This window comes from uncultured Marivirga sp., assembly GCF_963974845.1.
In the GTDB taxonomy this organism is placed as follows: domain Bacteria; phylum Bacteroidota; class Bacteroidia; order Cytophagales; family Cyclobacteriaceae; genus Marivirga; species Marivirga harenae.
Window position 1 is genome coordinate 100,558 of record NZ_CAXBEQ010000003.1, and the last position, 23,786, is coordinate 124,343.

General features: G+C 36.1%; 18 protein-coding genes. 6 read left to right on the plus strand and 12 right to left on the minus strand.

Annotation, left to right across the window (positions count from 1 at the left end):
* Window positions 1–72 precede the first annotated feature (72 nt).
* Window positions 73–972 carry a sugar phosphate isomerase/epimerase gene (locus tag AAC601_RS08100; RefSeq protein ID WP_340152979.1) on the plus strand — a complete coding sequence of 300 codons (900 nt, stop codon included), beginning with the start codon at window positions 73–75 and terminating at the stop codon, window positions 970–972.
* A gap of 63 nt (window positions 973–1,035) precedes the next feature.
* On the opposite strand, the gene AAC601_RS08105 is transcribed toward AAC601_RS08100, so the two are convergent.
* Together AAC601_RS08105 and AAC601_RS08110 are read right to left on the minus strand one after the other, a co-directional pair.
* Window positions 1,036–1,848 (minus strand): DUF1080 domain-containing protein, encoded by an 813-nt coding sequence (locus tag AAC601_RS08105; RefSeq protein ID WP_303268619.1) that lies wholly within the window; start codon window positions 1,846–1,848, stop codon window positions 1,036–1,038.
* 235 nt (window positions 1,849–2,083) lie between these two features.
* On the minus strand, window positions 2,084–3,574 hold the full coding sequence (locus tag AAC601_RS08110; protein WP_303268621.1) for a Gfo/Idh/MocA family oxidoreductase: 1,491 nt from the start codon (window positions 3,572–3,574) through the stop codon (window positions 2,084–2,086).
* A gap of 235 nt (window positions 3,575–3,809) precedes the next feature.
* On the opposite strand from AAC601_RS08110, the gene AAC601_RS08115 reads away from it, so the two are divergent.
* Window positions 3,810–4,649 (plus strand): hypothetical protein, encoded by an 840-nt coding sequence (locus AAC601_RS08115; RefSeq protein ID WP_340152980.1) that lies wholly within the window; start codon window positions 3,810–3,812, stop codon window positions 4,647–4,649.
* Window positions 4,650–4,734: 85 nt separating this feature from the next.
* On the opposite strand, the gene AAC601_RS08120 is transcribed toward AAC601_RS08115, so the two are convergent.
* Both AAC601_RS08120 and AAC601_RS08125 read right to left on the minus strand, forming a co-directional pair.
* On the minus strand, window positions 4,735–6,558 hold the full coding sequence (locus AAC601_RS08120) for a DEAD/DEAH box helicase (protein ID WP_303268625.1): 1,824 nt from the start codon (window positions 6,556–6,558) through the stop codon (window positions 4,735–4,737).
* A gap of 204 nt (window positions 6,559–6,762) precedes the next feature.
* The gene (locus AAC601_RS08125; RefSeq protein WP_303268626.1) at window positions 6,763–7,218 is read right to left on the minus strand and encodes a nuclear transport factor 2 family protein; all 456 of its coding nucleotides are present in this window, start codon (window positions 7,216–7,218) and stop codon (window positions 6,763–6,765) included.
* A 390-nt stretch (window positions 7,219–7,608) separates the two neighbouring features.
* On the opposite strand from AAC601_RS08125, the gene AAC601_RS08130 reads away from it, so the two are divergent.
* Complete coding sequence (locus tag AAC601_RS08130) at window positions 7,609–9,252, plus strand: amidase family protein (protein ID WP_303268627.1); 1,644 nt, start codon at window positions 7,609–7,611, stop codon at window positions 9,250–9,252.
* Between the two features lie 173 nt (window positions 9,253–9,425).
* Here the strand turns inward: AAC601_RS08130 and AAC601_RS08135 are convergent, their stop codons facing one another.
* From AAC601_RS08135 to sufB, 7 genes are all read right to left on the minus strand, one after another.
* The gene (locus AAC601_RS08135) at window positions 9,426–9,842 is read right to left on the minus strand and encodes a BrxA/BrxB family bacilliredoxin (RefSeq protein ID WP_303268629.1); all 417 of its coding nucleotides are present in this window, start codon (window positions 9,840–9,842) and stop codon (window positions 9,426–9,428) included.
* Window positions 9,843–10,037: 195 nt separating this feature from the next.
* Window positions 10,038–10,379, minus strand: coding sequence for an SUF system Fe-S cluster assembly protein (locus AAC601_RS08140; RefSeq protein WP_303268631.1), 342 nt, complete (start codon window positions 10,377–10,379; stop codon window positions 10,038–10,040).
* Window positions 10,380–10,390: 11 nt separating this feature from the next.
* On the minus strand, window positions 10,391–10,834 hold the full coding sequence (locus AAC601_RS08145; RefSeq protein ID WP_303268633.1) for a SufE family protein: 444 nt from the start codon (window positions 10,832–10,834) through the stop codon (window positions 10,391–10,393).
* Window positions 10,835–10,844: 10 nt separating this feature from the next.
* Window positions 10,845–12,083, minus strand: a complete 1,239-nt coding sequence (locus AAC601_RS08150) for a cysteine desulfurase (protein ID WP_303268634.1) — start codon at window positions 12,081–12,083, stop codon at window positions 10,845–10,847.
* A gap of 344 nt (window positions 12,084–12,427) precedes the next feature.
* On the minus strand, window positions 12,428–13,753 hold the full coding sequence (sufD, locus tag AAC601_RS08155; protein WP_303268636.1) for a Fe-S cluster assembly protein SufD: 1,326 nt from the start codon (window positions 13,751–13,753) through the stop codon (window positions 12,428–12,430).
* Window positions 13,754–13,771: 18 nt separating this feature from the next.
* On the minus strand, window positions 13,772–14,527 hold the full coding sequence (gene sufC / locus AAC601_RS08160) for a Fe-S cluster assembly ATPase SufC (protein WP_303268638.1): 756 nt from the start codon (window positions 14,525–14,527) through the stop codon (window positions 13,772–13,774).
* Between the two features lie 71 nt (window positions 14,528–14,598).
* A complete protein-coding gene (sufB, locus tag AAC601_RS08165) occupies window positions 14,599–16,044 on the minus strand; it encodes a Fe-S cluster assembly protein SufB (RefSeq protein ID WP_303268640.1) in 1,446 nt (481 codons plus the stop codon).
* 647 nt (window positions 16,045–16,691) lie between these two features.
* Here sufB and AAC601_RS08170 point away from each other — a divergent pair.
* Together AAC601_RS08170 and AAC601_RS08175 are read left to right on the plus strand one after the other, a co-directional pair.
* Window positions 16,692–18,365, plus strand: a complete 1,674-nt coding sequence (locus tag AAC601_RS08170) for an AMP-binding protein (protein WP_303268642.1) — start codon at window positions 16,692–16,694, stop codon at window positions 18,363–18,365.
* Window positions 18,366–18,535: 170 nt separating this feature from the next.
* The gene (locus tag AAC601_RS08175; protein WP_340152981.1) at window positions 18,536–19,159 is read left to right on the plus strand and encodes a hypothetical protein; all 624 of its coding nucleotides are present in this window, start codon (window positions 18,536–18,538) and stop codon (window positions 19,157–19,159) included.
* Window positions 19,160–19,179: 20 nt separating this feature from the next.
* Here AAC601_RS08175 and AAC601_RS08180 read toward each other — a convergent pair whose 3' ends face one another.
* A complete protein-coding gene (locus tag AAC601_RS08180; protein ID WP_303268646.1) occupies window positions 19,180–21,345 on the minus strand; it encodes a S9 family peptidase in 2,166 nt (721 codons plus the stop codon).
* A gap of 422 nt (window positions 21,346–21,767) precedes the next feature.
* Here AAC601_RS08180 and ligA point away from each other — a divergent pair, with 422 nt between their 5' ends.
* Window positions 21,768–23,783, plus strand: coding sequence for an NAD-dependent DNA ligase LigA (gene ligA, locus AAC601_RS08185; RefSeq protein WP_340152982.1), 2,016 nt, complete (start codon window positions 21,768–21,770; stop codon window positions 23,781–23,783).
* Window positions 23,784–23,786 lie beyond the last annotated feature (3 nt).

A 23,786-nucleotide genomic window follows, 5' to 3' on the forward strand; every position in this document is an offset into this window, starting at 1 on the left:
TGTTGTTTTTAGCATTCTTATTTCCATGTATGTACAATTATTGCTAAATTCCAATATCAAAACTATAACACTATGGACAGACGAAAATTTATACAACATGCAGGTATGGCCTCTGCACTTGCATTTATTCCATCTTCAATTCTTTCTTCTTGTAGCCCTAAAATTCAAGGAGTTGCTAGTGAAGCTGGGCTTCAATTATATACTCTGAGAGAAGCACTGGAGGAAGACTTTAAGGGTACTATAGAAAAAGTTTCTAAAATCGGATATAAAAATCTTGAATTTTTTAATTATTCTGATGGTAAGTATTTCGGTAATAGTATTAAGGAAGTTAAGTCAATAATTGATGATCTTGGTTTGAAAGCAAAGAGTAGTCACGTGCTAACGGGTTGGGCTATGCCTGAGAATGTTGGTACTATGACGAATGATTGGGAAAGAACAGTAGCTGATGCTGCAGAACTAGGGCAAAGTCATATTGCTTGTGCATATCTTTTTGATTCTGAGCGTGAAAGCATTGATGATTATAAAAAGTTGTCAGATTTGTTGAATTCCTGTGGGGAAACAGCCAGGGAGTACGGCTTGCAAATGGCCTATCATAATCATGATTTTGAATTTCAGGCACTTGATGGTAATATCCCTTATGATTTATTGTTGTCCCAATGTGATGTGAATTTGGTAAAATTCGAATTGGATTTGTATTGGACAGCACGGGCAGGAGTAGATCCTGTGGAATACTTTAAAAATAACGAGGGTAGATTTCCATTATGGCATGTGAAAGATATGGGAGAAGGAGAGGAGCAATTTTTCTCTGCTGTTGGGGAAGGAGTAATTGATTGGCAAAGAATTTTTAATCATGCATCAAAAGCTGGCTTAAAACAGTTTTTTGTTGAGCAAGACCAAACTAAAAGCGGAAAGCCGTTCATAGAAATCACTAAAAGCTATGAATATTTGAAGGGTATTAAGAGAGATGGGTGATGGGTGTTGGATGATGGATGTATTAGGTTTTCACCCTTCATCCATCATCCTTCATCCAACTACTTACATTTCCTTAATCTTAATATTTCTGAACCACACATCATCACCATGATCTTGAAGGGCAAAATATCCCTTTGGAGCAATATCACCCCAATTTTCATTTCCTATGTCAGCCCATTTGCTGTTGGCTATTAAGCTTTTCATTTCTTCAGATCCGATCGTGTACTGTACAACAGTATCACCATTTTGGATGTGAACTATGTTGTTTCCTTTTGCTATAACCTCGGCCTTATTCCAAGTTCCATGACCTTTGAAATTTTGCGGATCTGCCGCAATAAGATCATATAATGATCCTGCTTGTCTGTTGCCATTCTTGCCTAGCTTCGCATCAGGATGGTGTTTGTTATCTAAAACTTGCATTTCAGGAGCGGTTTTCCAGATGTAATCGTACTCTTCTTTTCCACGATATAATATTCCAGAATTAGCAGCGCTATCCACCATCCATTCTAATTTTAAGTGGAAATCAGCAAATTCTTTGTCATATACTATATCTCCACCGTCCTGTGCTCCAGCTTCACCCCTACCAGAACCTTGGATATGAAGTGAGTTTTTATCTATATTCCATGCAGCAGGGAAAGTTTCTTTTTTATATCCACGCCAACCATCTGTGGTTTTGCCATCAAATAGAAGCTTCCATCCATCTTCTTTTTCCTTTGCAGTCAAAGTGTTAGGACCTGTAATTTTTTCTGCCACTTCTTCTACAACTTCTTCAATAGCTGTGCTGTCACTTTCTTCTTCACTGCTTGATTTTTTGCTGCTGTCGCATGCGTAAATCGCAAACATCGCCAAACAGCCTATAAAAATTGATTTCTTCATTGTTCTATGATTTTGAGTTTTATGATTAAAATTGTTTATGTTTTGTTACTATGTTAAAACCAGTTGGTTCAAGATACTACATACCTCTTGCAGATGTTTTCTCCTGCAAGCCTTTGCAACGCTATTTTAAGCCGTGAACTGCCAAAGTTTCGGTGAAAACACCGAAACAGTGGGGGCTGAGGTCATGACCTAACAGCTTAATTCAATTATTAATTCTCTAATTACTAATTATCAATCAATAATTCCACCCTTTTCTATAAGGCCTCTTGATATAGTCTTCCGCTGCTTTTTTAGCATTTATGGTTTGATATTTTGTATCAAATCTAGGATTACCATCAACAACAGTGAAACTATCAGTGCTTACGACCCTGATTTCTTCGTCATCTCCAATATTGGTGATTCTCATATTTTCAGCATCCCAGTCAAGCTTTCTTCTTAAATCCTGAAGTCTAACAGCTAAATTTCCAGATACAACCACCTCATTCAATGGGCCAGCATAAGCAAAATTAGAGCTACATTCTACTCTGGATTTTTTATTCTCCTTAGAAGCTCTAACAAAGTCCATTTCGTGTCCACCTTCCATTGCTTTTGGAATTCTCCTTAATTCATTGGTTACAGGTGGTGGATTATCTTCTCTGCCGATAATAAATGGTTCCATGGCGTAAGTACCGCAAATTAATGTTCCTTTAGTACCATAGAAAATGGCTCCACCCCAGCCCATTTGATCACCAGGATACCATCCGTCTTTCAAGCCCTCAGGCCTGTCAGGTTTTAATCCTCCATCGTACCAGGTAAATTCTACTCCCGGCATATTGATTTTCCCTTTTTTTGGTCGCTCACCAAAGTAGTAAGTCACTTTTTCTGCCATTGGGGCGCTTTCTGTATTAACTTGTGAAGATGTAGCCTCAAATGCATAAGGGTATCCTAATTCTAATGCCTTATAAACAGGATCCATAATATGACAAGCCATGTCTCCTAATGCACCCGTTCCGAAATCCCACCAAGCTCTCCAATTCCAAGGAGTATATGCTTCATGATAAGGTCTTTCAGCAGCTGGGCCTAAGAAAAGATCCCAATCTAATGTGCTTGGCACCTCCATTTTCTCTTTTGGTCTTTCTAATCCTTGAGGCCAGATTGGTCTGTCCGTCCAGGCATCTACTTTTGTTACCTCACCAATTTCACCATTCCATATCCATTCACAAACTTTCCTCATGTCATCAGATGAATTTCCCTGGTTACCCATTTGAGTGGCCACACCGGTTTTATCTGCTAATTCGCGTAGCTTTCTTGATTCGTACACTGAATGTGTAAGGGGTTTTTGAAGGTAGATATGTTTTCCGGCATTCATTGAATCTTTTGCAGAAACGTAATGCGTATGGTCAGGTGTACTGATCATCACTGCATCAATATCCTTGTCCATTTCTTCTAACATCTTGCGGTAATCTTTGTACTTCTTAGCCTTAGGATAGTCTTTGAAAGTTTTATCAGCATACTTCCAGTCCACATCAGCTAAAGCCACAATGTTTTGGGAATTCATATTTCTTAAATTAGTACGTCCCATGCCGCCCACACCGATACCTGCGATATTCAATTTGTCACTAGGTGCTGTGTGTCCTAAGCCTGCGATCACATTGCTTGGCACTATAGTGATGCCAGCAGCCGCCAGACCCATATTACGCAAGAATTTTCGCCTGTTTAAATGATTGTCTTTATTCATGTCGTCCATATGAAATAGTGTTTTTAAGAGTTTAAGTGGAATGAAATTAGGAAATCTCTTGAATAAAACATAAGAATTTTTGGTTAAAGGTGAGGTCTTTAAACTTAAATAGAGGTTAACTACCTGAAATACAGGAGTTAATTTGGTAAAAAAGATAGTGTAATTTTTACACTTAGCTTCGTTTTAGGATAAGTGGTAATTATCTTTTAATGTAACCTATATCTTTTAAAAGTTGATTGTTTATATGATGTACAAATGCACAAGCTACTTGATTTTTGGGTTGTTTTTTTCAATTTTGATATTTTCATGCAAGGAGGATGAAATAGTTGAAACGGATCAAGATGATGAATTAGAAAATGAAACGGATATTGACCCCTTTGAGTCTGTTCGAGAGGTTGCTGGAGCAGTTGATTGTATTCCAACAGAAGTTATATTCAAAGAGATCAGTCTGGAAAATGATACTTCAGTGTACACAGATAGTCTAGTTTTCAATGATCTAAATTTATTGACAGAATATTACCATACTTCTAGACAAACAATTTATTATTATTCATATGATAGTATGGGCAGAATAAGAAAAATTGAAACTGTCGGCTACTCGGAAGGTGAAAGGGAAACAGATTTAGAAATTGAATATAGTGAGGGCAAGATCAGTTCGGGAATACTATATAATCGGGAGATGGATAATGAGTTACTACAGATATTAAATTCAGGGTCAGGAAGCTATAATTTAGTCGAAAACTTCACTTTGGAATTTGAGGACGAGTTACTTAAGAAGATCGTTACTTTAGCATATACTGACTACTTTACTTACTTAGATGGTAGGCCGAACAATCAGAATTCCGAATTTATTTTGGCTGCGTTTTCTGATAGGGATATTTATTATACTATGCTAATGGATTCTCGATTAGCTAATCTATCTGAAAGGGTTTTAAAAGATGGTACCCCTTATCTGGAAGTTTATCATGAATATTCTATTAATGAAGCTGGTTATATTACTGAATATATACAACAGTGGTATAGTTTAGAAGAGGAAGAATCACTTAAGACATTGATCATTGATTTAGCTTATTCTTGTGAATAACGAAACAAAAAAGCCTTTCTACATCGCTGCAGAAAGGCTTTTTTGATTTTAATGTCTAGTCCTGAAATAGCGTTACTTCAAACTACTATCTTCTTCTTCCACCACCAGAACCAGCTTTCACTCTAGCTCTTCCACCTGGTTTTCTATCGCCACTTCTTTTCTTGAATCCACTTCCGCCTCCACTATTTCTTTTACCTTCAGGTCTGCTTGATTTTCTTGGTCCACCACCTGTTTTCGGTTCTGCCACCACTTTTCGTCCATCAAAATCACTTTTGTTCAAAGCCTCTAAAATAGTTTGCTCATGCTGGCTTTCTACTTCCATGAAAGTAAAACTTCTTTGAACATCAATTTTACCAAATTCAATTCCGTTTGGAACGCTCTGTAAACCGTTGATCCAGCCCAATAAAGTACCAGCATTCAAATTATCCTTTTCACCTATGTTCAAGAATAATTTATTGAAATTACCGTCTTTTCGTCTGCTATCTCCTCTGCTGCCGCCTCGTTCGCCTCTATCAGAATCTCTTCCTGCTTTGGCCTTTTGATTTAAGTCTGCAGAATTCTTGTAGTAATCTAAAAACTTATTGAATTCTAAAGAAACGAATTTCTTGATTAAGTCTTCGCGGCTTAGATCTTCAAATTCCGCACTAATACTTTCGATAAAAGGCTCCATTTGTTTTTCGTCTACCTCAGAAGCTTTTACTTTTTCAATAAAAGCCATCAACTGCTTTTCAATTACTGCATTACCAGCAGGAACTTCAGATTTGGTGAAAGTTTTACCTAAAATCTTTTCTAATTGCTTGATTTTATTGATGTCTCTTGGGCCAATAATGGCCATTGAAATACCCGCTTTTCCAGCTCTGCCTGTACGACCACTTCGGTGCGTATAAGTTTCCAAATCATCAGGGATATTATAATTGATGACGTGCGTGATTTCATTTACATCCAAACCTCTGGCAGCTACATCAGTGGCAACCAACATTTGTAAATTCTTTTTCCTGTAACGCCCCATTACTGCATCTCTTTGCGCTTGTGATAAATCACCATGCAAACAGTCAGCATTATAGCCATCCGCCATTAATTGGTCAGAAATTTCTTGTGTTTCTCTTTTGGTTCTACAGAAAATAATTCCGTAAATATTAGGGTTAATATCCGCAATTCTCTTTAAAGCTAAATACTTGTCCCTTCCATTTACGACAAAGTAAAAGTGTTCTACTTTATCAGCACCTTGATTTCTTTTTCCTGATGAAATTTCTTCAGGACTGTTCATGTAGTTGTTGGAAATCCTTAAAACCTCTTTCGACATAGTCGCAGAGAATAATAGGGTTTGTCTTTGGTCAGGCGTATGAGATAAAATGAAATCTAAATCATCTTTAAAACCCATATTCAACATTTCATCGGCTTCATCTAAAACTACCCATTCAATGTCTTCTAATTTTAATTTCTTTCTTTTGATCAAATCCACAACTCGTCCAGGTGTACCCACTACGATCTGTGCACCTTTGTTTAAGGCTTTTATTTGAGTTTCAATGCTTGAACCACCATAAACCGGTAATACATCTAGTTTTTTGGTGTATTTGGTATATGCGTTAAAGTCATTAGCAATTTGAATGGCCAACTCACGAGTTGGACATAATACCAATGATTGTGTCTTTTTAGAATCACCATCAATTTGATTGATGACAGGTAATCCAAAGGCAGCAGTTTTCCCAGAACCTGTTTGAGCTAAGGCAATAAGATCTTGCTTAGTATTTAATAAATGTGGAATAGTTTTCTGCTGAATGGCAGTTGGTTCCACAAAGCCTATTTCTAAAATAGCTTTAAGGATTTCAGGCTTAAGGCCTAATTCTTCGAATGTTAACATGCGTTGTTGTAAAAAATTTAATACAATATCAGGGATATGTTGTGACATGACTGCTTAGCAGCCTATTGCATTAAAGCGACTCTCGATTATTCCCTGGCTTAACCCAAGCCATTTTCGAACCTTTCGAGTAGCCTAGGATTGTAATTGTGATGCAAAGGTAGAAATAAATTTTTGATAAACCACTACTTTATTAAAAATAACCAAATATTATTTTGTGTCAAGATAATATTTGCGAGTCTGAATTTGATATTTTTATTTTTTTATGGGTTGTCCACTTATGGTAGCATGCCAATTTACTACCTGCCATTTTCCATTTCGCTTGAGAAAAGTACCACTGTTTAAGTAATACTGAACGCTAGTCTCACTATCTGCTTTCATTTTGAAAGCTACAATGGCCATATTTTCATATCGCTGAACAATGATGTCCTCGGCTGTATAACGCGTTGTAGAGTTTTCAGTTTGGGTTTGTTCATTCGGTTTGAAACCATCCATAATTTGTTTTTTACCAAATCTAGTTCCATTGGAACTAGTATAGATCAGATCTTCCGCCCAAAAATTAGCATGAATAAGTGAATCATTTTTTGAAGCCCCATCCATAAAGGTGTGTAGCATTTGTTCTAACTGCTTATCACCTTCTGCTTTTTGTGCGTTAATGTTTAATGGAAAATAGAAAGTCAATCCAAGAATTAGAATTAAGGTAGTTTTCATTAAAATAAGTTCAAATGATGTTAGAGATCTTCATACAAGTATAATCAATTGAAGCTTTTATTTTTAGCAAATGGGTATTAAGTTTTTTTGCATTGACTAATTATAGCCTCAATGAGTTACGACATGGATTACTTTATTTTGGACATTTTCAGATTTAATTCAGAGGAATGAATTGCATCGCTATTATGATGACTATTATTTCAGTGTGTAAAAGTGGTGCTGCTGTAAATGAACTAATCATATGCATTTGCTCAATAAATTACTCTTGTTGTCAACTATGCCTTTTATATTTATCTAACCAATCCTGTAAAATTGAAATGATCCTATCTGAAAGCCTTTCAAATTGGTTATATTGTAGATTGATCTAATTAAACAACAAAAAATCACAACATGAGAAAATTATTTTACTTACTGATTTTAGGACTTTGGGCTTGCAGTGAAAAGCAAGAAACGAAGATAGCTACTTGGGTTCCTTATGATGAAACTGCCATTATAGCTAAAAATGCTGATCATGAGTCTCAGCAGATGCGATACAAATTGATTCAGTCAAAAGTGAGTGACCGAAATGACTTATGGAAGCAAATAGAACCTCAAATTAGTGATTTTGGCGATGAGGATTATAAGCGTTTAACGCCTGTGATATTAGAGCAGGATATGTTGAGCATTCAAAATGCAGTATCAGAAGGGAAACTTAGCTATAAAGAGCTGGCACAATGGTATCTGTATCGAATAGTACTTTTTGAAAATGACAGTTTGAGAACCTTAAACAATATTATTTCAATTAATCCTAAGGTAGTTGAGGAAGCAATTTCCAAAGATGAAAAGAGATCTGATGAGGATCATCCAATCTTTGGAATGCCTATTTTATTAAAAGATAATATCAATTTTGAAGGAATTCCTACTACTGCTGGAGCAGTTGCTTTACGGAATAATTATACCGATGATGCACATATAGTCAGCCGTTTAGAAAATAGCGGAGCCATTATTTTAGGTAAATCAAGTTTAAGTGAATGGGCAAACTTTCTATGTGACGGTTGTCCTAATGGGTACAATGCAATCGGTGGTCAAACTTTGAATCCTTATGGAAGAGGGGAGTTTGATACAGGCGGTTCCAGTTCAGGTAGTGGATCTTCTATAGCAGCAAACTATGCTGCTGGAGCCATTGGGACAGAAACTTCCGGTTCTATTTTATCTCCGTCAAGTTCAAACTCCATTGTAGGACTAAAGCCAACAGTTGGTTTGTTGAGCAGAGGAGGAATAGTGCCAATTTCCAGCACTTTAGATACTCCTGGCCCGATGACTAGAAATGTAATGGATAATGCAATTTTGCTTTCAGCACTAGTAGGTGAGGATGCTGAAGACCAGGTGACAGTAGGTAATTCTCCTAATAAGGATTATTGGAAATCATTTGGTAAGAGTGATTTGAAAGGTATGAGACTTGGAGTGATGAAAGATTTTTTGCAGGATTCTTTATATAAATCTAATATAAAACAACTCGAAGAATTAGGTGCAGAATTGGTTGAAGTTGAAGCACCAGAAGTGAATTTATCAGGCTTTTTGACTTTACTGAATTTAGATATGAAAGCAGATTTGCTTCACTATTTTGAAAAATATTCAGGCCCTAGCATAGAATACCAGTCAGTTAAGGATATTATTGATTTTAACTTAGAAGATACAGCAACCAGAATTCCTTATGGGCAAGCCAGATTTGAAGGAATTGTAAATGATTCTACTTCAGTGCAGGAATTTGATAGCTTGAAAATACGCTTAATGAGTGAAGGAAGAAAGTATTTTGAGACAATGATCAATGAAAACAATTTAGATGCTATTTTATCTATCAATAACTGGAGTGCAGGTTACGCTGCTGTAGCTCATCATCCAGCCTTGACAGTTCCCATGGGTTATGAGAAAAGTGGCCAGCCAAAAGGGATTACTTTTATTGCTGAGCCATTTTCAGAGGAAAAGTTATTGAAATTAGCCTATACTTTTGAAAAGAAAACTAAAGCACGGGAGATTCCAGCTGATTATCGGTAATGTTAGATAAGATCATCATTCCTGCCTTCGCAGGGATGACGGAAGGAGCTAGGATCGAAGTTAAATTGATATTGTACTTTGATTTTACGACTTCTCCACACAAAAAAAGGTTGCTGGATTACCAGCAACCTTTTTCATTTATCTTGATTCTAGATTCTAGAATCAAGCGTCTCTTAACAATACTCTTCAAATACTTGCACCAAATGATTTCCAATCATTTCAGCAGTTCGTCCTTCAATATGGTGTCTTTCTACGAAATGAACCAATTCACCGTCTTTAAATAAAGCGATAGAAGGAGAAGATGGTGGATAAGGAGCCGTTAACTCTCTAGCTTTAGCCACTGCTTCTTGGTCAACACCAGCGAAAACAGTAGTCAAATTATTAGGCTTTTTAGGACTTTGTTGTACAGCCCATTTAACACCCGGTCTAGCCGCTCCAGCAGCACAACCGCATACTGAATTGATAACCATTAAAGAAGTTCCTTTATGGTCTTTTAGGTGCTCAGCCACCTGATCAGCTGTTTTCAATTCTTCAAAACCAACTTCAGTTAAATCTGCACGCATTGGTGCTACTAATTCTTCAGGATACATATATTTAGATTTTAGATTTTAGATTAAAGATGTAAGACTGATAATGTCTAGGCATTTTTTAATCATTTATTTTAACAACTATTTATTCTTCTTTTATTTTTCTTCAAGACTCCAGGTTCTTTCTTTAAAATCACTAATATTCAAAGTCTTAATTCTAGATTCTTGATTCCAATTCCTCCATTGTGGGTTAGGGGGCTACATAAACCCCAATTCCAGCTTAGCGGCTTCACTCATCATTTCCTGTGAATAAGGTGGGTCAAAAGTTAGTTCCACTTTCACATCGCTTACTCCTTCAATTGATCTCACCTTCATCTCTACCTCGCTAGGAATTTCTTCAGCGGCAGGGCAGGAGGGAGAAGTTAAGGTCATCAAGATATATACATTATTTACTGGATATACATTCACTTCATAAATCAATCCTAATTCGTATATGTCTACAGGAATCTCAGGATCATAAACTGATTTTATAGCCTCTAGTACTTTATCTCTTAAATTGGGTACTTCTGATTTCTTTTCAAATTGTGTTTCTTCTGCCATAATGCATCAATTTAAGCTTCGTTTTCTAATTTAGTTTTATAGGCCAAGGCAAACATTTTAATTTGCTTTATCATAGCTAAGAATCCATTTGATCGCTGCGTGCCGATGAAGCGATTCATGCCGATTTTATGAACAAAATATAAATCAGCATTTAAAATATCTTCTATTTTCCCTTGGTTTAAAACAGAAACCAACAGACTTACCAATCCTTTTGTAATGGCGGTGTTACTGTCAGCTTGAAACTGTAGTTTACCATCATTTTCATCGGCAGTTAACCATACCTTAGATTGGCAACCTTTCACTATATTATTTTCTGTTTTTAATGATTCCGGCATTTCAGGTAGCTTTTCACCCAGCTCCATCAAATAGCCGATCATCATCTCCATATCTCCGTCTAGCATGGAGAATTTCTCTATAATCTCGTCTTGTCTTGTGTTGATTGTATTATCAGCCATTGACTAATTTTTAGCTAAATTTTGCAACTATATCTTTCAATGAGTCTGCAAAAAAATCTATTTCTTCTATCGTATTGTAAACAGAGAATGAAGCCCTAATTGTTCCTTCTATGCCGAAATGATCCATTAAAGGCTGCGTACAATGATGCCCAGTTCTCACAGCAATGCCCTTTGCATCTAGCATCATACCTGCATCGTAAGGATGCACATTGGCGATCGTGAATGAAACTACACTTACTTTATTATCTGCTGTCCCGTAGAAATTTATTCCTGGTACTTCTGATAGTCGATCATGAGCATGTTGCGTTAAAGCTTGCTCATGCGCCATGATGTTATCTTTTCCAATATTGTCAATATATTCTGCTGCATATTTTAATGCAACTACATCGGCAATGTTGGGTGTTCCTGCTTCAAATTTATAGGGGATATCGTTATAAGTGGTTTTCTCAAAACTCACATTATTAATCATCTCGCCACCACCTTGGTAGGGAGTCATTTTTTCCAAAAGGGCTCTCTTGCCATATAAAATACCACATCCGGTCGGTCCGTACATTTTATGACCTGAAGTAGCATAGAAATCACAATCTAAATCTTGCACATCAACCACGCAATGAGAAGAAGCCTGAGCCCCATCCACAACCATCACAGCATTTTTAGCATGTGCTAATGCTGCTATTTCCTTCACTGGATTTACTGTCCCTAGCGAATTGGAAGCATAAACTACTGATACAATTTTAGTTTTATCAGTAATTAATTTCTCCACCTCATCAAGTGAAATTTCTCCTTTACTGTTTACAGGAACGACCTTTAATACAGCACCCCTTTCTTCAGCTATCATTTGCCAAGGCACAATATTAGAATGGTGCTCCATAGCAGTGATCAAAATCTCATCACCTGCTTGAAGAAATTTTCTTCCGTAAGCATTAGCAATTAAATTAATACCATCAGTGGTCCCTTTGGTAAAAATTACTTCTTCTACCTCTGCAGCATTGATGAATTTTTGAAAAACCGTTCTCGTGTCTTCAAAGGCCGTAGTAGCTTTTTCAGCTAATGAATGCAATCCTCTATGAATATTGGCATTATAGCCACTATAATACTCCGAAATCGCATTGATTACAGAGTTTGGCTTTTGAGTAGTGGCAGCATTATCAAAATATATCAAAGGTTTTCCGTTTACCTTTTGCTCAAGGATAGGAAAATCTTTTCTTATTTTTTGAATATCCAAATTTGGCGCTACTGCTGTGCTCATATTAACTATATTTATTCATCTACTATTATCCTTTAAGGAATAATACTACCAAGTTGTTCAGTTAAGTTTTGAAGCCTCATCCCACTACAATCCTAAAAAAATAACCTTGGTTATTTTCTATTGTGTTCTCTTGTTTCTTTTGTGGTTTAAAAAAATATTTGTTAGTAAATATGCTCGTTAGCAAATTCTTATCACAAAAGAGACAAAAGAAAACAAAAGATTTTTCGCTTTAGCGAAAAATGTGTCAAGCAAATTTCCTTGACTTAAAATGTTATAATCCAATCTTTTAAAACATCCCTATAATCCTCACGGGGATACGATAGGTTTGTTCTCGCTATTGAAAGTTATAGTCGTTCGTTAATTTTATTTTCAATTAGTGTTCTGAAAGCTTCGATTTTAATATTGCTCAGAACATCAGAAGCAAAAGCATTCAATAACATTGATTTTGCTGTTTGCTTATCAATTCCTCGAGCTCTCAAGTAAAATAATTGGTCTAAATCTAACTGGCCTACTGTGGCACCATGTGAACATTGCACATCATCCGCCCAAATCTCTAATTGTGGCTTTGTATCTACCTCAGCGTCATCAGAAAGCACTACATTTCGGTTTGACTGAAATGCATTGGTTTTCTGAGCATCTTGTCTTACAAAGATTTTACCGTTGAAAACACCTCTTGAGTGACCATCCAAAATGCCTTTGTACATTTCGTTACTGTCACAATTAGCTACTTTATGGTCGACTACTGTGTGATTATCAACATGTGTTTTACCATCTAACAAATACAATCCGAACATATTTGTTTCTGAATGCTCTTTATGGATGGCAATACTTAAGTTATTACGAAGCATTGCACCGTTCAAACTTAAAGTTACTCCATTGAAAACAGATTTTCCTAATTGATGCACCATCGTAGCACCAATCTGAATAGCCTGATCTGATTCGTTCTGGTATTTGTAATAGTTGAAATTACAGTCGTCTTCTACAACAATTTCAGTCACCACGTTAGTAAAACTAGTGTTCTCACCCAAAGTGATATAAGACTCAATCAATGAGGCTTCACTGTTCTTCTCTGCAATTACCAGATTTCTTGGCTGACTGATAACATCGGCATTTTTCGCATCATTAAAGTAATAGCATGCAATTGGTGTTTCCACCACAGCATTGGCATCAATTTTAACAAAAATTCCGCCATTTGTGAATGCAGTATTTAATTCAGAAAAATTATCTGCACCTTCTATTTCATGTGTATTGAAATGCTTTTCAAAATCTTCAGCATAGTCATCAGCAGCTGTCTTGATAGCTTGAATATGGACACCTTTCGGAAGGGTCTCTAGATCAGATAATTTATTATCTAATACACCATTAACAAATACCAAACGTATTGCATCCAAGTCAGGTATAAAGTACTTTGAAGCTTCGTCTATACTTAAGGAAAAGCTATCATCTGACAGATTTTCAACATTAAAAAGCTTGCCAAATATCTTAGCTACATTACTGTACTTATATTCTTCATGTTTTGCATGAGGAAATCCCACTGTTTTGAAATTATCAATTGCAGTTTTCCTTTTCGCGTGCAATGGTTTTTTACTTTCTCCATTTAAGGAGTTTTCAAAAGACTCAAATTGCTCTACGAAAAATTTATCTATATCTTCTTTAATCAATTTACTCATATGTATTGCTGATTAAAATTATGCAACTCCTGCTTCTTCCTTGATCCAATCGTAACCTTTTGCTTCAAGGTCATGCGCTAACTCTTTTCCACCTGTTTTAACAATTTTTCCATTGAATAAAACATGTACGAAATCAGGAACGATATAATCCAATAGTCTCTGATAGTGTGTTACTACTATAGTTGCATTATCATCATTTTTCAATTTATTGACACCATTTGCTACTATTCTTAAGGCATCAATATCCAAACCTGAATCTGTTTCATCCAAGACAGAAAGAGTTGGCTCTAACATGGCCATTTGAAATATTTCATTTCTTTTCTTTTCACCACCAGAAAAACCTTCATTTAATGATCTACTCAATAACGACTGGTCGATTTCTACCAATTTCATTTTTTCCTTCATCTGACCTAGGAAAGAAACAGCATCTAATGGTTCCAAACCTTTGTGCTCACGAATTTTATTTAAAGCCGTTTTCATGAAGTTGGTAGTAGTTACTCCTGGTATTTCAATAGGGTACTGAAAGGCCAAGAAAACACCTTCTTTTGCTCTCTCGTCTGCTTCCAATTCTAGTAAATCTTTTCCGTTGAATGTGATTTCACCAGAATCTACTGTATAGTCTTCTCTTCCTGCTAATACGGAAGCTAAGGTACTTTTTCCAGAGCCGTTTGGCCCCATAATAGCATGGACTTCACCTGGCTTAACTTCCAGATTGATTCCCTTTAATATTTCTTTGCCTTCAATCGAGGCATGTAAATCTTTAATTGATAACATTGTGATATATGCTTATTTCAAAAATTTATTCTTCTTTTCTTTTTTTGTTGCACTCGTTAAAAATGCTTGAATTAACCAACAGAACCTTCCAATGTCAAGGCGAGTAATTTCTGTGCCTCAACTGCGAACTCCATTGGCAGATTATTTAATACTTCTTTACAATAACCATTAACGATTAATGCAACGGCACTTTCTTCATCAATTCCTCTTTGCTGGCAGTAGAATATCTGATCCTCGCCAATTTTAGAGGTGGTCGCCTCGTGTTCTACCTGAGCAGAACTGTTTTTTATTTCTATGTATGGGAATGTATGAGCTCCACATTTGTCCCCCATTAATAAGGAGTCACATTGTGAGAAGTTTCTAGAGTTTTCTGCTCTTTTGTGGATTTCTACAAGTCCTCTATAAGAGTTCTGACTCTTTCCACCAGAAACACCTTTCGAGACAATTCTACTTTTTGTGTTTTTCCCGATATGGATCATTTTCGTACCAGTATCAGCCTGTTGCATATTATTTGTTACTGCAACAGAATAAAATTCCCCTTGAGAATAATCTCCTTTTAAGATACAGCTAGGATATTTCCATGTAACTGCTGATCCTGTTTCGACCTGCGTCCATGCAATTTTCGCATAGTCACCTGCGCAAATTCCTCGTTTCGTCACGAAATTATAAATTCCACCTTTTCCGTTTTTATCACCAGGATACCAGTTTTGAACTGTAGAATATTTTACCTCAGCATTTTTAGCGGCATAAATCTCTACAACGGCTGCGTGCAATTGGTTTTCATCACGCATAGGTGCAGTACAACCTTCCAGATAACTAACGTATGAATCATCTTCTGCTACAATCAAGGTTCTTTCAAACTGCCCTGTATTGGCGGCATTGATTCTAAAATAAGTGGAAAGCTCAACAGGGCATCTTACTCCTTTCGGGATATAGCAGAATGAACCATCCGAAAATACAGCTGAGTTTAAAGCTGCGTAAAAGTTATCATTAGAAGGAACGACTGAACCAATGTATTTTTTAACCAATTCAGGATGCTCTTTTACTGCTTCGCTAAATGAGCAAAATATGATCCCTAATTCTCCTAATTGCTTTTTAAATGTTGTTCCAACAGAAACGGAATCCATTACAGCATCAACCGCAACTCCAGTCAATCTTTTTTGCTCGGTAAGAGAAATCCCCAATCTTTCAAAGGTTTTTCTCATTTCAGGATCTACTTCATCCAAGCTTTTTGGTTTATCCTTAGGCTTAGGAGCAGAATAGTATATGATATCTTCAAATTCTGGTTTTGGATAATGAACATTGGCCCATTTAGGCTCTGTCATTTTTCTCCAATTCCTATAAGCTTTCAGCCTCCATTCTAGAAGCCATTCTGGCTCTTCTTTTTTAGCTGATATAAAACGGACTATATCTTCATTCAGGCCTGGAGGTGCAGAGTCCGCTTCAAAATCTACTGTCCAACCATGCTCATATTCTTTTGAGGCAAATTCTTCCAGTATTTGATCGTCTTTACTCATATATGACTTATTTAGACTAATTTCAATTTAAGTACAAAGCTAACACAAATTGTGCGTTTTAGTTATCAAAAATCTATATTTTTTAGTGATCGAATTATTGATAAAAGCTATACAAGGGGTGTACGGCAATGGCAGTTTGAGGTTCGGGAATAGACAAAGCATAATTGTATGTCCTTGAAGTCGCACCAGTCGGTCTACAGGTGTTGTAATTGCTTCGTTTGAATCAATTTACGCACCCAGTATCCTATTTTTGGCTCACCTTTGTAGATGATGGCTACTTTATTACGTTTGGAAATTTTTGCCACTATCAAGCAATTATAGGAAGAGCGAATATTTTTATCGCTTATAAGGACCTGGTGCTTTTAAGTATAAGCCTGCTTCTTATAATGTTAACTGTAGGGTGAAACAGGTCTTTTATCAGATGACGAAAAGGACTAATTTAGGACTTTACAAAGTTACGTCAAGCTAGTCGCTAAATTTTTTAAACTCTAACAGCATTTTGACGAATTCTAACCTTCTGAATTACAGTATATTTTGTAAAATTAAATTCAAGTGTAGGAATGTTGTTTTAAATAGGTCTATGTAAGAATAATATTTTTTATTAATTTCCATCTCGAAACGAAAAAATTGAAACTAAATAGACGACTATGAGCGATTTTCCATGGTACAATCATTATCCGAAAGGAGTACCGAGAGAGATTAACCCCGATCAATATAAAAACCTCCCTGAATTATTTGAAGAGATTTTCCAGAAGCATGGGAGCAATGAAGCCTATGAAAATATGGGCAAAGTATTGACCTATGCAGAAGTGGATGAATTATCCAATGATTTTGCTTCCTATTTGCAAAATGAAGCGGGTTTGAAAAAAGGAGATCGGATGGCCATTCAAATGCCAAACTGTTTGCAGTACCCAATTGCTATGATTGGTGCCCTTAAAGCAGGACTTGTGGTGGTGGGGACTAATCCGTTATATACAGCAAGAGAAATGGCGCATCAATTTAAAGATTCGGGTGCCAAGGCCATTGTAATTGTTGCTAATTTTGCCAGTAACCTTGAAAAAATTTTAGAAGAAACTGAGATTAAAACGATAATCCATACTCAATTAGGTGACTTGCTAGGTGGACTTAAAGGAGGGATTGTAAATTTCGTAGTGAAGAATATCAAAAAAATGGTACCTAGCTATAATTTACCAACGGCAATAAAGTTTAAAGATGCCTTGAAGAAAGGAAGAAATCATAGCTTTAAGAAACCTGAAATAGCATCAAGTGATTTGGCATTCTTGCAATATACCGGTGGAACTACTGGTGTAAGTAAAGGAGCTCAATTATCTCATAGAAATTTAGTGGCACATACTATGCAAACTAAAGAATGGTTTAAGCCCCTTTTTACAGATGGTTTACAAGAGCAAATGATCACAGCACTTCCACTTTATCACATTTTTGCCTTAGCGGTAAATGGTATATTAATGTTCAGCATAGGAGCTAAGAGCATATTAATAACGAACCCAAGAGATATGCCAGCTTTCATTAAGGAGCTAAAAAAACATCCATTTACCTTGATGACAGGTGTGAATACTTTATTTAATGGGCTTTTAAATCAGCCTAATATAAATGAGGTAGATTTCTCACATTTGAAAGGATCTATTGGCGGAGGGATGGCCGTGCAAAAAGCGGTGGCCGAAAAATGGAAAAAATTGACTGGAGGTCCGTTAGTAGAGGGTTATGGCTTAAGTGAAACATCACCAGTATTAAGTGTGAATCCTTTAGATGGAACTGAAAGAATCGGGACTATTGGAATTCCTACACCTAGTACAGATATGAAAATTTTGGACGAAGACGGTAAGGAAGTTGCAGTGGGTGAAGCTGGTGAAATTTGTGGTAAAGGACCTCAAGTAATGTCCGGTTATTGGAAAAAACCTGAATTAAATGACACTACATTCTTTAATGGTGAATGGTTCAGAACAGGAGATGTTGGCGTTCAAGATGAAGATGGATTCTTTAAAATTGTGGATAGAATAAAGGATATGATCAACGTTTCTGGTTTTAATGTTTATCCAAATGAAATTGAGGACGTAATTGCTGGAATGGAAAAAGTACTGGAAGTGGCGGTCATCGGGATACCAGATGAAAAATCTACTGAGGTGGTCAAGGCTTTTGTAGTAAAGAAGGATGAGAGTCTGACTGAGCAAGAAGTCATTGATTTCTGCAAAGAGAATTTAACAGCTTATAAATGTCCCAAATCCGTTTCTTTCGAAAAAGAATTACCTAAATCGAATGTCGGAAAAATTATTAGGAGGCACTTACGGGAGAATAATAATTAGGACTTAATAATCAATATTTTTGAAATTATTAATTGAAGGGCTTCTCAGGTATGGGAAGCCTTTTTTCATAATAAAGATTGATTTACAAAAATCCAAAGCGGAAGAAATTGGCAGTGGCAAAAGTAAATCTATTCTTGCTTTAAAGATTTAATATTTCTAATACCCAAACTATGAATATACAAAAGTATAAATCATTCATACTATTCCTTATTGTCCTTATTATCACTCCTACACTAATTAGACAGTTTTTAGTAACAGATTCGGTGATTGAAATGGAGATTGTAAACAATAAGTTATTCCAATTGAGTAATATTAGTGTTGCAGAAGGGCAAATGTGGAAGTCCATTGATTATGCAGTGGAAATGACTATCCTTTTTTTTGATTTTGTGCTTGTTGTTGGTATTTCTATCGGATTGTTGAGGGGATTTGATGTTGAGTATAAATCAAATGAGGTCCTCAAGGTGATCTCTGAAGCTTATCTTATTATATTATTCGGTTACCTAATGAAGCTTTTTTATTTTACTATGATGGATGATTTTTCAAGTGAGCATTTTGATAATTATCAAATGCTTTCATTAGCTGATTTTTATAGTTTTGAAAACACTGATCAAGTAAAGTATTTTCTATTGTCTGGCTATAACTTATTTAGAATATCTGCTTTAATTTATCTTGTATTTTCCATTTATAAGTTGACCAATAAAAACTTGAAATTAGCCCTGATTTTTTCTTTTATCCTTGGTTCTATTTTTTTTTCTAATCCCTCTAATTGGATTATAAAAAAAGCCCGACTTTGATCTGATCGGGCTTCTAAAGATTATAAATTTTCTAACCACCATTTGGTCATCATTCTAAAAAGATGTGGCCGTGCTCCATCTTCTCCAATCCCGTGTGTCCTGTCTGGATAATAGAACAAATCAAATTGCTTTCCTGCTTCTAGTAATGCGTCTTGATATACAACCGTATGTTGAACATGTACATTATCATCACCTGTTCCGTGGATAATCAAATACGGGTCTTCTAATTTTTCTATTTTGCTTAAAGGAGAATTATCGTCATAGCCATCAGCATTGTCTTGCGGTAAATCCATATATCGCTCAGTATAAATACTATCGTAATAGCGCCAGTTGGAAACCATGGCCACAGAAACGGCCGCATTGAAAACATCAGCACCGTCTAAAATAGCATTTCCTGCCATGTAACCGCCATAAGACCAACCCCAAATACCAATTCTATCTGCATCTACATAGGCTAAACTACCCAAATATTTTCCGGTTTCGATCATATCTAGGGTTTCATATTTACCCAATTGTCTGTAAGTCATTTTTTTGAAAGCTTCTCCTCGTCCGCCAGTACCCCTTGGGTCAACCACAGCCACGATATAGCCGTTCTGTGTCATCATTTGATGCCAGTTGAATTGACTGCCTCCCCATGTGTTTTGGACTTGCTGACTGCCTGGTCCGCTATATTGATATACTATTACAGGATATTCCTTATTATCATCAAAATCTTCAGGTTTTAGGAAATAGCCATTTAAGCTTACATCCTCAGAAGTTTTAAATTGAAAGTACTCTTTTTCCACAAAACCGAATTCCTCTGTAATTGCTCTGTAGCTTTCATTATCCTTCAAAATTGTAAGTTTTTTATTTCCTTTGGTTTGGTGTAAGCTTACTTGGTTTGGTGTTGTGGGGTTGCTATAGTATTTAAGATAGTACTGAAAGTCATTGCTCATATTGATACGAGTATATCCTATTTCTTCTCCAATCAGCTTTTTCTTTTTTCCGTTCATGCCCACGGAATAGAAGGTTCTGTCTAATGGAGAAACTTCAGTGCTGATATAGTAAATTTTGCTCTCCTTTTGGTCGATGCCAACTATGCTCACAACTTCCCATTCTCCTTTTGTAATTTGCCTTACTAGTTTACCATCAATAGTATATAGATAAAGGTGCTTGAATCCATCCTTTTCACTAGACTGAATGAAATATTTGCCATCATCGGTATAGGTCAAATCATCACAATAATTCAATGCAACATAAGTGTCAGACTCTTCTTTTAAAACTACTTTGCTTTCACCTGTTGTGGCATTGGCGTGCAAAATCTCTAATATATTTTGCCTTCTGTTCATGCGGATGATGCTCAATAGATTAGAGTCTTTTGTCCATTGAACACGAGGAATATATTGATCTTTTTCTTTGCCAATATCCATTTTTTTACTCACTGCCGAGGCTAAATCGTAAACTGAAATCCAAACATAAGAATTAGCTTCTCCTGCTTTTGGGTATTTGTAAACGTAGTTTTCAGGATATAACTCCCCATCATTCCACTTTTGCAAAGTGTATTCTTTTACGTGACTTTCATCCATGGTGTAAAATGCTAATTTTTCACTATTAGGAGACCAGAAGAAAGTTTTGGTCACGTAAAATTCTTCCTCATAAACCCAATCTGAACCACCATTTATGATTTCATTAATTTTTCCATCGGAAGTAACCTGAGTAGTATTGCCTGATTCTATATCGAAAATGTAGATATTGTTTTCAAATACATATGCCACTTTTTTTGCATCAGGGGAGAATGTGGCAAACATTTGTGGATTTTCTGATAAGGCAGTTACAGTCTTATCTTCCAAGTTGTAAACATAATATTTTGCAGTAAATGAGCGTCTGTAAATATAGTTGACATCAGTTGCCAGTAATAATTTTTGTTCATCCTTGCTGAAGGAATAGCTTCTAATTTCAAGATTAGGATCTAACTCGCTACCATCCACAAGAGTCTCTACCACTTCGCCATTTTCCACATTAATTTTTTGGACTTTATTTTCTTCCAAAGCAGAATAGTATTTACCATCATTCATCCAGTTAACGTTATAAACAGATTCTTGACGGAATGTACCTTTTTCGTAAATATCAGAAACGGTAATTTTTTTTTGTGCGAAAGCAAGGCTAACACTTGTAAAACAAAGTATAAAAAGTAATTTTTTCATCATGATAAATTTGATTCAATTCCAAAAATAGTAAGCTTTTAGTAAATGAAAAGGTTGAAATTGAATTAGTGGTGAGAGGAGCGGTTGAGTGGTATATTTGGTTGGCCTGTCTGCTAGTTTTTATGTGGATAGAGTCCTGATGTGCTGATATTTCGATGTATAGACGTTTAAATATGCTGATAGATCGATTTATAAATTTAGAAGTTGTCTTGATACCATTCATTCCGTGCGTCATCGTAAGTTAACTTTTATAATTGAATAGATCTCTGCCTCCCCACTAAAGTAGGGGACAGGTTTGCGCAAGGGATGACGCACAGAACATAGTATCTGCAAGAACCTTTCATCCTGACATCAAATTTTCCGCGCTTTTTAGCCAAACCAATAGGCAAATCATTAGATTTGTGATTTAAGCCTTAGCATTAAAAATGGATAGAAACACAGCTCAACAAAAAATTCAGGAGTTAAGCGCAAAGCTTCATTATTACAACTACAAATATTATCAGGAAAGTGTATCTGAAATATCTGATTTTGAGTTCGATATGATGCTAAAGGAACTGATAAATTTAGAAGGTCAATTCCCGGAACTAAAAACTGATGACTCTCCTAGTCAAAGAGTAGGTGGAGATATTACGAAAAATTTTGAGACTGTTGAACATAAAATCCCTATGCTTTCTTTAGGAAATACATATTCTAAAGAAGAGCTGGAGGATTTTGATGGTAGGGTAAAAAGGGGGCTAGGTGAAGAGGAATACGAATATTTTTGCGAACTCAAATTTGATGGCGTAGCTATTAGTTTGCATTATGAAAATGGAAAATTAATTAGGGGTGTAACTCGTGGAGATGGTAGTAAGGGAGATGATATTACCAAAAACGCTAAAACAATCAGAACAATTCCTTTGAAAGTAAGAGGAGAAAAATTTCCCGAATATTTTGAAGCCCGAGGAGAAGTTTTTTTACCTAGGGAGGCTTTTAATGAGATTAATAGAGGAAGGGAAGAAAATGAAGAAGCGCTTTTGGCTAATCCCAGGAATGCAGCTTCAGGAAGCTTGAAAATGCAAGATTCTGCAGTTGTAGCCAAGAGAAAATTGGATTGCTTTTTATATTCTTATGCTGGTGAAGATCTACCTATAGATTCTCACGAAGAGGGAATCAAGCAATTAGAGAAATTTGGTTTTAATGTATCTCAGACCTACCAAAAGTGTAAAAATATTAATGAAGTTTTTGATTTCATTAAAGAGTGGGAGGAAAAAAGACATGCATTAGACGTTGATACTGATGGTATCGTAGTCAAAGTAAACAGCCTGGCACAACAGGAGCGATTAGGGTTCACGGCAAAAAGTCCACGATGGGCAATTGCTTATAAGTATAAAGCAGAAAGTTCTACCACAATTTTAAAAGAAATCACCTATCAGGTAGGGAGAACAGGTGCAGTTACTCCGGTTGCGAATCTTGAGCCAGTTTCGTTAGCCGGGACAACTGTAAAACGAGCTTCCCTGCATAATGCCAATGAAATTGCTAGATTAGATTTGAGAGTAGGAGACACGGTACATGTAGAAAAAGGCGGTGAAATTATTCCTAAGATTACTGCAGTTGATTTGACGAAAAGAGATTTAGGAAGTAAAGAAGTTGATTATATTAAAAATTGTCCTGAGTGTGGTACAGAATTAGTGCGGGCGGAAGGAGAAGCTGTACATTATTGTCCCAACAGAAAAGGTTGCCCGCCACAAATTAAAGGTTCTATTGAGCACTATATTCAGAGAAAAGCAGCAGATATTGATTCTATGGGTGAACGAACCATTCACCTTCTTTATGAAAAAAGCTTAGTCAAAAATATAGCCGATTTATATGATTTGACATATGAAGATGTTTTCGAATTAGAAGGATTTAAAGATTTAAGTACTCAAAATCTTTTGAAAGGCATCGAGGCTTCAAAGAAAATTCCTTTTGAGAATATTTTATTTGGCCTAGGCATACGGTTCGTAGGCAAAACTGTGGCAGAGAAATTAGTGGCTCACTTTAAAACCATTAAAAATTTGTCTGAAGCTTCTTTCGAAGAACTGACCGAAGTTCCTGAAATCGGTGAGCGAATTGCACAAAGTGTGGTGGAATATTTTCATGATGATGATAATATTGCATTAATTGAGCGTTTGAAATCAGTTGGACTTCAATTTGAAATTAAGGAAAACATAATTGAACAAAAGGGTAATGCCTTGGAAGGGAAATCTTTAGTTGTTTCTGGAGTTTTTGACAATTACGGCAGAGATGAGATAAAGGATGTAATAAAGCAACATGGAGGAAAAGTAGTTTCGGCTATTTCAGGAAAAGTGGATATATTAGTGGCGGGAGAAAATATGGGGCCAGCAAAAAGGCAGAAAGCAGAAAAATTAGAGATTAAAATTATTAACGAAACTGAATTTCGGAGCCTTATAAAAGAAAACTAAAGC

Coding starts and splice junctions, on each gene's coding strand:
- AAC601_RS08100 (WP_340152979.1), top strand. CDS start 73: ATGGACAGACGAAAATTTATACAACATGCAGGTATGGCCTCTGCACTT.
- AAC601_RS08105 (WP_303268619.1), bottom strand. CDS start 1,848: ATGAAGAAATCAATTTTTATAGGCTGTTTGGCGATGTTTGCGATTTAC.
- AAC601_RS08110 (WP_303268621.1), bottom strand. CDS start 3,574: ATGGACGACATGAATAAAGACAATCATTTAAACAGGCGAAAATTCTTG.
- AAC601_RS08115 (WP_340152980.1), top strand. CDS start 3,810: ATGATGTACAAATGCACAAGCTACTTGATTTTTGGGTTGTTTTTTTCA.
- AAC601_RS08120 (WP_303268625.1), bottom strand. CDS start 6,558: ATGTCACAACATATCCCTGATATTGTATTAAATTTTTTACAACAACGC.
- AAC601_RS08125 (WP_303268626.1), bottom strand. CDS start 7,218: ATGAAAACTACCTTAATTCTAATTCTTGGATTGACTTTCTATTTTCCA.
- AAC601_RS08130 (WP_303268627.1), top strand. CDS start 7,609: ATGAGAAAATTATTTTACTTACTGATTTTAGGACTTTGGGCTTGCAGT.
- AAC601_RS08135 (WP_303268629.1), bottom strand. CDS start 9,842: ATGTATCCTGAAGAATTAGTAGCACCAATGCGTGCAGATTTAACTGAA.
- AAC601_RS08140 (WP_303268631.1), bottom strand. CDS start 10,379: ATGGCAGAAGAAACACAATTTGAAAAGAAATCAGAAGTACCCAATTTA.
- AAC601_RS08145 (WP_303268633.1), bottom strand. CDS start 10,834: ATGGCTGATAATACAATCAACACAAGACAAGACGAGATTATAGAGAAA.
- AAC601_RS08150 (WP_303268634.1), bottom strand. CDS start 12,083: ATGAGCACAGCAGTAGCGCCAAATTTGGATATTCAAAAAATAAGAAAA.
- sufD (WP_303268636.1), bottom strand. CDS start 13,753: ATGAGTAAATTGATTAAAGAAGATATAGATAAATTTTTCGTAGAGCAA.
- sufC (WP_303268638.1), bottom strand. CDS start 14,527: ATGTTATCAATTAAAGATTTACATGCCTCGATTGAAGGCAAAGAAATA.
- sufB (WP_303268640.1), bottom strand. CDS start 16,044: ATGAGTAAAGACGATCAAATACTGGAAGAATTTGCCTCAAAAGAATAT.
- AAC601_RS08170 (WP_303268642.1), top strand. CDS start 16,692: ATGAGCGATTTTCCATGGTACAATCATTATCCGAAAGGAGTACCGAGA.
- AAC601_RS08175 (WP_340152981.1), top strand. CDS start 18,536: ATGAATATACAAAAGTATAAATCATTCATACTATTCCTTATTGTCCTT.
- AAC601_RS08180 (WP_303268646.1), bottom strand. CDS start 21,345: ATGATGAAAAAATTACTTTTTATACTTTGTTTTACAAGTGTTAGCCTT.
- ligA (WP_340152982.1), top strand. CDS start 21,768: ATGGATAGAAACACAGCTCAACAAAAAATTCAGGAGTTAAGCGCAAAG.